General features: G+C 38.2%; 11 protein-coding genes and 1 tRNA gene. 9 read left to right on the forward strand and 3 right to left on the reverse strand.

The genetic code is table 11. The features are described 5' to 3' along the window. Positions 1-268 precede the first annotated feature (268 nt). The 6 genes from PHV30_10390 (at position 269) to glgP (ending at position 5947) form a co-directional block, all read left to right on the forward strand. Positions 269-345: transfer RNA gene (locus PHV30_10390), tRNA-Ile, on the forward strand. 85 nt (positions 346-430) lie between these two features. Continuing rightward, complete coding sequence (locus PHV30_10395; protein ID MDD5457421.1) at positions 431-1147, forward strand: glycosyltransferase family 2 protein; 717 nt, start codon at positions 431-433, stop codon at positions 1145-1147. A gap of 79 nt (positions 1148-1226) precedes the next feature. After that, entirely contained in the window at positions 1227-2483 is a 1257-nt protein-coding gene (gene hisS / locus PHV30_10400) for a histidine--tRNA ligase (protein MDD5457422.1), read from the forward strand. After that, on the forward strand, positions 2480-3451 hold the full coding sequence (locus tag PHV30_10405; GenBank protein ID MDD5457423.1) for a hypothetical protein: 972 nt from the start codon (positions 2480-2482) through the stop codon (positions 3449-3451). The genes hisS and PHV30_10405 overlap by 4 nt, the downstream gene beginning before the upstream one ends. Before the next feature lies 1 nt (position 3452). Further along, positions 3453-3932 (forward strand): chemotaxis protein CheW, encoded by a 480-nt coding sequence (locus PHV30_10410; GenBank protein ID MDD5457424.1) that lies wholly within the window; start codon positions 3453-3455, stop codon positions 3930-3932. After that, complete coding sequence (gene glgP / locus PHV30_10415; GenBank protein ID MDD5457425.1) at positions 3929-5947, forward strand: alpha-glucan family phosphorylase; 2019 nt, start codon at positions 3929-3931, stop codon at positions 5945-5947. The genes PHV30_10410 and glgP overlap by 4 nt, the downstream gene beginning before the upstream one ends. A gap of 5 nt (positions 5948-5952) precedes the next feature. Here glgP and PHV30_10420 read toward each other — a convergent pair whose 3' ends face one another. The 3 genes from PHV30_10420 to PHV30_10430 all read right to left on the reverse strand — a co-directional run bounded on the left by PHV30_10420 (position 5953) and on the right by PHV30_10430 (position 9927). Next, positions 5953-8361 carry a glycosyl transferase gene (locus PHV30_10420; protein MDD5457426.1) on the reverse strand — a complete coding sequence of 803 codons (2409 nt, stop codon included), beginning with the start codon at positions 8359-8361 and terminating at the stop codon, positions 5953-5955. A gap of 86 nt (positions 8362-8447) precedes the next feature. Further along, positions 8448-9623, reverse strand: a complete 1176-nt coding sequence (locus tag PHV30_10425) for a glycosyltransferase (protein MDD5457427.1) — start codon at positions 9621-9623, stop codon at positions 8448-8450. A gap of 88 nt (positions 9624-9711) precedes the next feature. Further along, entirely contained in the window at positions 9712-9927 is a 216-nt protein-coding gene (locus tag PHV30_10430) for a hypothetical protein (GenBank protein ID MDD5457428.1), read from the reverse strand. Between the two features lie 87 nt (positions 9928-10014). On the opposite strand from PHV30_10430, the gene PHV30_10435 reads away from it, so the two are divergent. The 3 genes from PHV30_10435 to PHV30_10445 all read left to right on the forward strand — a co-directional run. Continuing rightward, positions 10015-10890, forward strand: a complete 876-nt coding sequence (locus PHV30_10435; protein MDD5457429.1) for a toxin-antitoxin system YwqK family antitoxin — start codon at positions 10015-10017, stop codon at positions 10888-10890. 85 nt (positions 10891-10975) lie between these two features. Beyond that, positions 10976-11242: a Trp family transcriptional regulator gene (locus tag PHV30_10440; GenBank protein ID MDD5457430.1), complete on the forward strand. Its 267-nt coding sequence runs from the start codon at positions 10976-10978 to the stop codon at positions 11240-11242. Positions 11243-11422: 180 nt separating this feature from the next. Next, a partial coding sequence (locus PHV30_10445) for a TrpB-like pyridoxal phosphate-dependent enzyme (GenBank protein MDD5457431.1) occupies positions 11423-12489 on the forward strand: 1067 nt, incomplete at its 3' end.

Raw genomic sequence — 12489 nt, forward strand, 5'->3', positions numbered from 1 at the left:
CCACATCTTTTTCTTAAATATTCAGGTAAAAACTTGAAAGGAGAGGAAGTTATTACCGAGGTTGTTAAGTACAGTAATTAAAGCAGGACATCTTGATTGACAGAAAGAAATTACTCTGTTATATTTTCCCTGCTATTAAGATTTTGCGGGCTACGAATCGCCGAAGTTACGGTGAACGAAGCTGATTGAAAAATTAATTGATGAAATTCCCTTTGATAATACTGGGGCGGGCTTGCCTCGCCGTAGTGCACCAGAGGTGAACGGAGGCGGGCCCTTAGCTCAGCTGGTCAGAGCAACCGGCTCATAACCGGTGGGTCGTAGGTTCAAGCCCTACAGGGCCCACCAGCATAAAAAGGTTTGCAGCAAACCCTCGTTTTATTAGAAAATATCCATTATAATTAGGTAAATAAACATAGCGAAAGGATAAGATATGAAGTTATCTATTATTGTTCCGGCTTATAATGAAGAAAAAAGTATAGGTAAGACACTGGAAGGGCTTAAAAATCAGTCTTACAAAGACCTAGAAATAATAGTTATTGATAATAACAGTAAAGATAAAACATCGGAAATAGCTAAACAGCATGTTGATAAAGTTTATTTGGAAACACAGCAGGGTTATATCTATGCAGTTATCAGAGGAGCAAAGGAAGCCAGCGGAGAACTTATAACTTTTTGTGACGCTGACACTGTTTATCCCCGCGATTGGGCTGAAAAAGCCGTAAAACCATTTATGAAGAACAGTAAAGTAGTTGCTGTTTATGGCACATGTGCTACTTTTGACTCAGGCAAGATCAGTAGTTTTTTCAATTATTTGGGCTATACAGTGTTTCTTATGGTTTCTCGTACTCTGGGTCTGGATAATACTTCAGGTTTTAATTTTATAATGAGAAAGTCCGCTTATGATAAAGTAGGCGGCTATGATCCGGCATATAAAAAAATGTCCCCGGATATAGAACTCGGTAAACGTTTGAAAATAACCGGAAATATCAAGTTCTTACCAAGCCTGAAAGTTTCTTCATCAATCAGAAGATTTAAAGAAAAAGGAAAGATAAAGACATTCTTTATGTTTGCTAAAGCCTGGTGGTCCATGCTTAGGAATAAATTGCCCGATGTAGATTATGCCGAATACAATAAAGTAAAGAAATAATGCCAACGTTAGATAATACTATTTTTATAAAAAGCAAGTCCTTTCTCCATTTATGTAGAGAGGATTTAGGAGAGAGGCGATGAAATATACTTGCCCTCGGGGTACTCGTGATATTTTACCTGAAGAAAGTTACGCCTGGCGTTATATCAGCAACCAAATAATAGATATACTGACTTTATATAATTATCAGGAAATACAAACACCTATATTCGAATCTGCGGATTTGTTCCAACGCGCTGTGGGTGATACAACAGATATAGTTGAAAAGGAAATGTATATATTCAAGGATAAAGGTGACAGGTCTCTTGCCCTAAGACCTGAAGGTACTGCTTCAATTGTTCGGGCTTATCTGGAAAACAGTAACTATTTTCAAAAACGTCGTATAGTTAAGTTGTTTTATACTGGTCCTATGTTTAGATATGAAAGACCACAAACCGGTCGTTATCGACAATTTAACCAGATTGGAGTGGAATGTATAGGGTCAGCTTCTCCATTTATCGACGCCGAAACTATGATCATGGGAGTTCATTTATTCCAAAAGCTGGGCATAGAAGGACTTAAAATTGCCATCCATTCCGTAGGCTGTGATGTATGTCGACCGGTTATTCGGGAAAGATTAAAGGGTTTTGTTGAGTCTATTTTGCCTAATCTTTGTTCGGACTGCAAGAGCAGGTTTGATCGCAACCCTTTACGTATACTGGATTGCAAGAACCCTGATTGTCAAACATATTTCGCGGGTATGCCGGAAATGGGTGATGCTCTTTGCAAGGAATGTAATGATCATTTTTTAAGCGTTATAAATCTTCTTGAAGAGAATCAAATCAAGCATGAGGTAGATTCACACCTGGTCAGAGGATTAGATTATTATACAAAAACTGTTTTCGAAATACGCTCGCCGCTACTTGGTGCACAAAATGCAATTTGTGGAGGTGGGCGTTATGATAATCTTATTACCGAACTGGGAGGGCGAAAAACACCGGCTTTTGGATTTGCCATAGGCCTGGACAGGCTCTATATGGTTTTTTCTCAATTGAACTTACTGATACCGGGTTGGCAGGATCTACCTTTTTTTATCATAGGCTTGGGTAGTAAATCTATGGATAAAGCCCTTTCCCTGACCCAGGAACTACGCGGTAAGCAGATAAAAGCTGAAATGTACTTTAAAAATGGGCCGATTAATGATGGACTAAAGGAAGCCTTAAATCTGAAGACAAAATTTGCTATAATCATTGGTGAAGAGGAGTTGGAAAAGCAATTTTATACTGTAAAAAATTTGAAGGACAAGGTTCAATTTACAGTTAAAACAATTGCGGATATTATTAAATTACTTGATTGATTAAAATCGAGTTGTGGGGGATCAGCATTAGAATACTTTTATTATTATTAATATTATCTCTGTCTTATGGGATAATAGACCCTATTTACACAGGCGCTGTGGACCTGCGCTATTTGTATTCCAAAAATACTTATAAAAGCACCGGAACTTTTACCCTTAATGATATGCAGTTAAATGTAAAATTTCCATTAAACAAAAACTATGAAATATATTACGAAACACACCTGACTACACAAAATATGGAGCTGTTTAATCAGCTTTATCTTGACCTGGATGGTAATGGCTGGCCTGTTAATACAAAAATAGGGCGTTTTCTGGTGGCGTTCGGCAATGAAAAAATAAATCAGATTGATAAAGAGTTTATAAGTAATTCCTTGCTCAGGGACACGATCTGGGGCAATAACGTCTATTTAATACCACGAGAAGAAACCGGTATTGATGTTTATTATCATTCCAGACCTTTTTCCGCGGATTTTTATTTGGTAAACGGCAAGGGGTCGAACCTGGAGTTGAACAACGATAAGGAGGGCAAATCTTTCGGAACAGATCTGCGTTTTTTATTAAGGGATTTTTTAGATATGGGATTGTCTCTATATTTCAGTGATATGAGCGATACAACTTTTTATGGAAGTAATAATCAATATATACTTCTTGGTAATGATTACGCTTTTAGTTTCTGGGATATCGACCTGAGCTTTGCCTTTCTGGCGGCCAGTGGAAAGTTGAATGGGGTCTCCCAGGAGATGAACGGGGTCATGGGTCAGGCTTTTTACAAGTTAAATCCCCGACTTTCATTTGGAGGAAATGTTTCATTGCTTACCAGGTCAGGGGCATTGGATATGAGAGGATTAGCGGGAATAAATTATTTATTATATCCTGATATTTACTTGAGGTCTGAATTATTATTAGATAGAATAAATAGTGTAACGGATTATCAAATCCAGATTCAACTTTTAGTGAGGTTATAAAATGAGCGATGCTAAACAGTATTTGATTGCACGCATAAAAGACGAACGGTTCGCTTTTGATATTCAAAACGTACATGAAATATTGCGCGACCAGAAAATATCTAAAGTGCCCAGTAAACTGGTGTTTCTGGAAGGGATAATAAATGTACGCAATAAGGTAATTCCGCTTATTAATTTGCGGCAGAAGTTGTACCAGACCGCAAATTATGATAAGGATTATGTGGTTATTATTGTCAGCGACGGACAGAAAGATAATATGGTAGGTTTAATGGCCGATGAAGTGCAGGAAGTTATTCTATTACCGGATAATTTAATAGACAAGCCAATGCTTTTTAACAAAGGTTATGGTGAAGAACTGATAAATGGAATCGGTAAATTGGAATCGGGACTGGTTATAATCCTTAATATATCAAATATTTTTACAGAAGAAGACCGGGTAATATTAGAAAAAGTGAAAAAGGAAAGTATTAAAGAATCTTGAATCGTTCCAAAAGGTTTGAAAACCTTATACAGGCAGATACATCGACACAATACTTCAGCGAAGACCTGACAGATGAGCTTTTTTTTGATATTCCTTTGGATGTGATTATCAAAGCAGAAGAAAAATTATTAAGCAAAGAAGAACGAAGTATAGCTTATTTTTCAATGGAATTCGGTCTGGCGCCAAGTATTTATAATACATATATCAGTAAGAAGCCCATTACCAAACTTAATAAAAAAAGAGATTTTGAAGTGTTTTCCAATCTAAAACAAATGGATTATTACCATTTGGTACACATTGATACATTGGTGGACATGCCCATTTATAGCGGAGGTCTTGGTGTTTTGGCGGGCGATACAATGAAGTCTGCATCAGATTTGAAATTGCCTATGCTGGGTATCGGAATTTTATGGAACAAGGGTTATTTTGATCAGAAATTTTGTATGCATTACGGACAAATGCCGGGAGAATTCAATTGGGACCCATATACATATCCGGGGTTAATTAAGCTAAATAAAGAGATAGATATTAATATAGGCACGGATAAAATAAAATTTTATTTATGGAAATATTATGTTACCAGTTTTGATAAAAAGCATGTGGTACCTCTTATTCTTATTGATTCCAATCACAATGATAATCCCGAATGGGCCAGACAGCTTACCGGACAGCTTTATAACAGTGAAAGTGTCTGGTGGAAGATTGTACAACGAAAGATACTGGGCGTAGGGGGAATAAAAGCTCTGGATGCTCTAGGTTACTCAATAGAGATATATCATTTAAATGAAGGTCATGCTGCTTTTGCCTTTGTGGAAAAAGCTAAAGGATTGTCTGATGACGAGATATTACCTTTGGTCCAGCATTTCGCCTATACCTGTCATACACCGGTAGAAGCCGGTCATGATCGTCTGCCTATTTCCGAACTGAAGAAAGTTTTATCTGAAGAGGAACTGGCTATCACCAAAAAGCTGGGTCAGGATGATAACCCTGAACTGGTTAATCTGACCATTCTGGCGATGAACGCCAGCGCTCACGTGAATGCTGTGGCCAAAAAACATGAAGAGGTTACCAAAATTCAGTTTCCCAGCCATGAAGAGAAAATTCGAGGTATAACCAATGGAATTCATATTCCTACCTGGATCAGCAATTCCTTTGAAAATTTATTTAACGAATATCCGGAAGTTTTTATGAACTGGAAAGAACATCCAGAAAACCTTTGTAATATTCATACCCTAAAAAATGACCTGATTTTTAAAGAAAAACTTTGGAAAGCTCATAAAAAAAATAAAACGGCGTTGGCTGATTTACTGCGTTACTGGATGATAAAGGATAATGTTTTTACAATTGCCTGGGCCAGAAGAGCGGCGCCATATAAAAGACCCAGTCTGATTTTACAAAATCCCGAAAAGCTTATTGAAATAGCAAAAGTCTATGGCCCTATTCAGATTTTATTCGCAGGCAAGGCACATCCGAATGATTTTGCAGGAACAGATAATATCAAGGAAATCCTGAATATTATTGACTCAATGGATGAATATAAACATCTAGTCAGGATTTTATTTTTGGAAAACTACGATACCTATATAGCTAAACAAATGATTTGCGGAGTTGATGTGTGGCTGAATAACCCTTTGCCACCCTTTGAGGCTTCCGGTACATCCGGGATGAAAGCAATATTGAATGGAGTATTGCAGCTTAGTACCATGGATGGATGGGTGGTAGAAGCAGCAGATAAAGAGATCGGTGAAATTTTCGGCTATGTACCTATGGACGGTGAAATAGGTAGTGAAAATGACTTAAAGCTCAGAGAAGATTCAAGTTCTCTATATACAAAACTTCAATCCATGGTTAAAAGATATTACACTGTTGAGCACAGTATAGCTCCTGAAAAGAAATTTGAAACAGAATGGATTGAACAAATGATGAATTGCATAGATATAAGCTGTTTTTTTAATACTTCCAGGATGGTCTCCGAGTATAACAAAAATATCTGGAATATGAAGCCGGTTATTTAAATCTGTTACCCTAAAACAACTTCAACTTTATGTTCTTTTTTATCGTCAAAGATCGGTAAAATATTGCCTTTTATTTTTTTACCGTCAATTTTAACTGAAGCAACATTCCTGCAGACATGTTTGGGGTTTTTAATGTTGATCTGATAAGAGCAACTGCGATAAATCCTGTTAACTTTAAAACCATCCCAGCTTTCCGGAATACAGGGATCAATCTGTAAACCAAAATGTGTGGGGAGTATGCCTAAAATATACTTGGTAGCAGCCTGGTATGTCCAGGAAGCAGTGCCTGACAACCAGCTATTGCGTCCAAGACCGAATTGCGGATGTTCGTCACCCAGTATATTCTGCGGATAGGAATAGGGTTCGCATTCGAATATATCAATAATATCGTTTTTCGCAGCCGGATTAATTTGATTATAATATTGAAAAGCCCGGTTACCATTACCCATAATAGTTTCTGCGATCATTACCCAGGGATTGGCGTGTAAAAATATCCCGCCGTTTTCCTTGGCTCCTGGAGGGTAGGTGGTAATACCACCTTTCCGCCAGTCAAAACCGTTAAAACCGGGAGTGCTTAATTTTATGCCGTATTTTGTGTTTAGCAGTTTATTAACTGAATTCAAGGCCTGGTTGGCTTTATCATTTGGAGAAAATCCGGCAATAACAGGCCAGGACTGACCATTTACATAGATTTTACCTTTAGCGCATTTTTTTGAACCCAGAGCTGTTCCGTCTTCTTCAAAATAGCGAATATACCATTGTCCGTCCCAGCAATTCTTATCAACATTTTTTTTCATGGCTTCGTAATCTGCTTTATAGCTGGTAACAGCTTTTTTATCTCCAAGATAATCAAGTAGTTCGATCATTTCCAGCAGGGCTTTGCCGTATAAATGTGCGGCAAAAGCGCTCTCGGCATTGCCTTTGAGATTTACAGTATCGTTCCAGTCAGCAAAACCAAGCAAAGGCAGTCCGTGCTGGCCTAAATGAGTTTTGGTAAAATGCAAAGATCTTTTCAGGTGTTCCAGGACAGTAGCTTTTTCGCGGTCTTCCAGTTTTATTTTTTTATCATAAAAAGTAATTTGCTGCTTAAGGAATGAGTAATCCCCTGTCTCTTTCAAATAAGCATTTACCGATAAAATTATCCATAAATGGTCATCGCAATAAAAGTTATGACCTTTTTCTTCTCTGGAATCACCTTCATTAGCTTCCATTGTCGAAGCGTAAAACTGGTGCATGGCAGAACCGTCGGGCCTTTGCACACTGAGTAATTTGATAATAAGTTGCTTGGCTTCTTCGGGCATATTGGCCATAACGCCCATTACATCCTGTGAACTGTCGCGAAAACCTATCCCTCGTCCGCCGAAACCTAATTGATATAAGGAAAGGTCTCTGGACCAGTTCATCGTTGTATGGCACTGCCTTGGATTGTGCACATTAACCATAGAGTTAAAGGAAGCATCCGGTGTTTCGATCTGCTGTTTGGATAAATAAACGGACCAATATTCCTTCAATTCATTAAAAGCTTTATCAACTTCTTTTTCATTCCTGTATTTTTTAATTGACGGATCAGCCAATTCAACAGTTTCTTCCTGACCGAGCTGAGTGATAATGCGAACGGATTGTCCGTTTTTTAAGGTCCCGCATTTATGGAGAAGTGCGGAAATATTATCAGCGCGACGGGCCTGATAATTGGATAAATGTTCATTATGCAACTCAAGAGGATCCATCCATGTCCCATATTCATTGTCGCCAAGAAAATTTTTACGGTCGGTTTCGAAAGAATCAACCGGATAGTTGGATGTAAAATAGTTTGCATGAGTGTCACGACGCATAAAAGCGTATTGTTTATGAATAACCTTTCCGTCTTTTTCTTTTATGGCATCTACCGTCATGGTCTGTGGCACCCAGTCTGCATTGGTGAATTGTTTTAACGCATCAAAATGGCTGTATTCGACAACAGGTATGATATCCAGTTTAAGTCCGCTTCCTGATTTATTCGTAACCTTGATATCTCTTAAAACAACATTGGCTCCAAGCGGCACGAATATTGTAACTTCAGTTTGAATGCCGTAAAATTCTGAAATTATTTTTTGATAGGACAAGCCTACATGGCATTCATATTTGTCATATTTGTCCAGGGTAGGCACGAAAAAGGGAGAAAAAACTTTGTAACCATTTTTCTCATGGATACGGATATATAAGGTTTCACCTTTAAATTCAGAACTGGGAAGTTGTGGAATATATTTGACAATGCGGTTAAGGGCCGGATCACCTTTGCAAATAATTGACCCGCCGGTATGGTCTACTATCCCGCCGAATTTTAATGTCCCGACATAATTTACCCATTTTACAGGAGTTTTCGGGTTAGTAATTACATATTCCTTATTCTTATCGTCAAAATATCCATATTTCATGTTCAAATCTCCCAACTGCTCAATTATCAAAAATTTAATATATTTTCAGCACCTGTCCCTTTTCACTTAATACTTATCTCTTCATATTACCAACTCGGTTCTACACAGATAGCCTTAAATTTTTCCATCCCGTCCAAAGCACCCTGCATAAAACTTTGATTGGTCTGTCTTCTGATTTTAGCAAAGAAAAAGAATTTGGATAAAGGTTTCAATTTCAGAACAGGCCAGTAATAAAGTACGGTAAAAAGCACAGTGCCTACCGCGAAAATAATGGCCAGCATTTTTAAAAACTCCAGATTAATAAAAAGAATATTCAGGTTCAGAATGCTGAATACCGCGTAAACGATCAGGTCCACAAGCAACGCTTTCAGACAAAAATACATAAGATGATAATTGCCAATATGAACAATACCTTTTTTAGACCAGGGAATATTAAAGTAGAACCCTTTACCGATCTGAATACAAAATTCCAAAAAATTTTTTGCGTGTTTCTCAATGAGCAGCGGGTGGCCATAGCCATAACCATGCCACTGTTTTTTGAAGCTCTTCAGGTCCACACGGTGCATATGCTTTACTACGGCTTCTTTTTTAAAAAAAAGTACATACCCGGCTTTCATAATCCTAAGAGAAAAATCTACATCTTCTCCTGTAGGTTCATCCCAGAATTCTCCACCGATTTTATCAATTGCCACTTTACTTACGGCAAAATTGGCAGTGGCGAAGAAAGGAGAATCGTTTCCTCCATTTACTTCATGGGGGAACCATTCCTTAATAGTTGGCATATATCCAGAATCTTTGGCTTTGCAACGGCCGACAGGGCTTAGGAATCTGACCTGCTCGCAATATGATTCGGTGAAATTATCTTTTTCTACTTTCAGTGTTAATATTTCACCGCCCACACCACCTATGGTCTTGTCTTTATTAAACGGTTCTACTATTTGATACGCCCAGTCTTTTTCCGGAGCACAATCACCGTCAGTAAAAAGCACATATTCACCTTTTACCTGTTTCAAAGCGGCATTCCTGGCATGTCCGGGAGATTTGCAATCAGGAATCTCTACAAGTTTTATAAAGGAATGTTTTTTTTGAAAATCTTTGGTTATTTGCACGGTTTTATCATTGCTTCCACCATCAGCGATGATTATTTCCATTTTATCTCTGGGATAATCTATGCCGAGCAGGTATTCAAAGGTTGTCTTCAGTGTTCTGTCTGCATTTCTTACCGGCACTATGATAGAAATTTTCGGTTCAAATTTGGTCATTTATTTACTCCTTATAGCAAGATATTTTAGCCTCAATAAATATAAGGAATAATGAGCGTATCGTCAAGGTGTATATTGCGATGGAGGATTATTTATTATGATTCCTGAAATTGCTCCAGTTATTATATAAAAAGTTAACTGAAGTGATGCCTAATCCGGACATTATCGCGCACAAAGGATCGATCATGGAAGTTTTTGTAAGTCCAAGCATTATAAACCATGTGAAGACACCTGCACGAAACGGTTTATAAATATTCCAGGATGATTTGGGATTACTGTTTAAAGCAATTATTTTTTTTTGCATATGATGATTATCGTTACTTTTTTTTGTAAATCTCAGAAATTTTTTGGCGAGCATGATATAATAATTTTAACTAACGGAGGGGTCATTATGAAAAATTTTATTTTGGTGTTTTTTATTTTTTCACTAATATATGCAGGAGATATAACCTTTCGCGTTAATGAACTGAATTCCGGTAGTGAAGAAAGAATTTTTTATGAAAACCACGAAGAAATAGGGAAACAGGTTATTAACCAATATGGCAAACTCCTAGGTCAAAAAGGAACGATTCCTGACGGTAAAGCCGTTTCTTATTATGATAACGGGCAGGTAGCTTATGAAATAGAATTTTCTAATGGGAAAATGGACGGCCCAGTAAATGGATTCTACGCTAATGGCAATCCCAAATCTGAAGCTCTATATAAGGATGGCGTAATAGATGGTCTTTATAGAGAATTTTACGAAACCAGAGCCGTAATGAGGGAATATCATTATGAAAACGGATATTTGAATGGTTCCTGTAAGGAATTTAATCCCAGCGGTGTACTGATTAGTGATGTCTTATACAAAGATGACAGGCCGGAAGGATTGGCCAAGACCTATTATGACAGTGGCAATATCAAACGCGAGGATATTTATGTAAACGGTAAGCTGGAAGGAGTTTCCAGAGAATATTTCGAAGGTGGAGCGCTGGAAACGGAGATTTCTTATAAGGATGGTACAACAAATGGAACTACTATTGAATACGATGAATCCGGCAATAAGCTTTCTGAAAAAGTATATAAGGGTGGGCAGCAGCATGGGCCATCAAAGGAATATTATGAAAATGGCAAACTGAAAAGCGAAGGAACATACAGAATGGACCAACTGGATGGTACTTATAAAGAGTATTATGATAACGGACAGATAAAGCTACAGGAAGTTTATAAAAACGCAAAACTTATAGGGCATAAAGAGTATACAGAATCCGGAAAACTTCTGAAGTAAAAAGGTTTATTAATAATTTAGTAAATTTTCTATTGACATAAACACGAGCTCTCGTTACTATTTACAGAAACAAACGTGGTATATTATGAAAAACCAAAAAGAGCTGATAAATATTTTTTCTGAAATAACTGATAAAAAAGATATGCAAAAATTGTTTGATGAACTTTTTACAGAGAAAGAAAAAAAAGATTTTGCTTTACGTTGGCTCCTCATGCAGGAGCTGATGAACAAAATCCCGCAGCGGGATATAGCTGCAAAATATCATATAAGTCTTTGTAAAATCACCCGGGGAGCTAAAGTATTGAAAACCAAAGGGTCGATTTGCAGAAAGATATTAGGAGATAAGGGATAAGGGATAAGAGTTAGGTGGTAAGTGGTAGGTTTAAAGATTAAAGTTGAAGGGCTTGCCGCGCCGAAGCAGGATGGGCGAAGGCGGGTGTAATCGTGTAACTGTGTAGCCGAGATTTTTTCGATTACTCAACTCAACGATTCAACAAATCAACGATTAAACAGTAAAAAAGGGGAGGTAAACATGGAAACAAAAATATTACTTAGTGAAAGTGAAATGCCGCGCAAATGGTACAATATTCTGGCTGATTTGAAATCACCGCTGGACCCACCACTGCATCCGGCTACAATGCAACCCTTGAAGCCTGAAGAACTGGCTGTATTATTTCCCATGAGCCTGCTGGAACAGGAAATGACCACCCAGCGCTGGATCGATATTCCCGAGGAGATTCTGGATATCTATGCTTTATGGAGACCATCTCCTTTATATAGGGCGCACAGACTGGAAAAAGCACTGGGCACGCCCGCTAAAATCTATTACAAGTATGAAGGTGTAAGCCCCGCAGGTTCGCATAAACCAAACACGGCCATTGCACAGGCTTATTATAATAAAAAAGAGGGTATAACCAAACTAACCACAGAAACCGGTGCCGGTCAGTGGGGTAGTGCACTTTCTTTGGCATGCACTTACTTTGGAATTGATCTGACCGTTTACATGGTCAAAGTCAGTTATGAACAAAAACCCTACAGGCGTATAATGATGGAAACATGGGGCAGCAAGGTATTGGCCAGCCCAACAAACACTACTAACGCCGGCAGGTCAATTTTAAAAGAAGACCCGAATTGTCCTGGTTCTCTGGGAATAGCTATCAGTGAAGCTGTGGAAGTCGCGGCAACACATGACGATACCCATTATTCTCTGGGATCGGTATTGAACCATGTTATTTTACATCAGACGGTTATCGGACTGGAATGTAAAAAGCAATTTGAAAAAGTAGGTGATTATCCTGATATAGTAATAGCTTGCGTGGGAGGAGGTTCCAATTTCGGCGGAATTGCCATGCCTTATGTGTATGACAAGTTTAATGGCAAGAATATTCGCATTATAGCTGTGGAACCGGCAGCTTGCCCAAGTATTACCAAGGGTATATATGCTTATGATTACGGAGATACAACCAAACTTGGCCCGATTGTTAAAATGCACACTCTGGGTCATGATTTTGTTCCTCCCGGTATTCATGCAGGTGGACTGCGTTATCATGGTATGTCGCCGATAGTCTCCAAACTGGCAAAAGAAGGTGTAATAGAAGC

Source organism: Candidatus Margulisiibacteriota bacterium (genome assembly GCA_028715625.1).
In the GTDB taxonomy this organism is placed as follows: Bacteria; Margulisbacteria; Riflemargulisbacteria; order GWF2-35-9; family GWF2-35-9; genus JAQURL01.

Coding starts and splice junctions, on each gene's coding strand:
- PHV30_10395 (MDD5457421.1), top strand. CDS start 431: ATGAAGTTATCTATTATTGTTCCGGCTTATAATGAAGAAAAAAGTATA.
- hisS (MDD5457422.1), top strand. CDS start 1,227: ATGAAATATACTTGCCCTCGGGGTACTCGTGATATTTTACCTGAAGAA.
- PHV30_10410 (MDD5457424.1), top strand. CDS start 3,453: ATGAGCGATGCTAAACAGTATTTGATTGCACGCATAAAAGACGAACGG.
- PHV30_10420 (MDD5457426.1), bottom strand. CDS start 8,361: ATGAAATATGGATATTTTGACGATAAGAATAAGGAATATGTAATTACT.
- PHV30_10425 (MDD5457427.1), bottom strand. CDS start 9,623: ATGACCAAATTTGAACCGAAAATTTCTATCATAGTGCCGGTAAGAAAT.
- PHV30_10430 (MDD5457428.1), bottom strand. CDS start 9,927: ATGCAAAAAAAAATAATTGCTTTAAACAGTAATCCCAAATCATCCTGG.
- PHV30_10435 (MDD5457429.1), top strand. CDS start 10,015: ATGAAAAATTTTATTTTGGTGTTTTTTATTTTTTCACTAATATATGCA.
- PHV30_10440 (MDD5457430.1), top strand. CDS start 10,976: ATGAAAAACCAAAAAGAGCTGATAAATATTTTTTCTGAAATAACTGAT.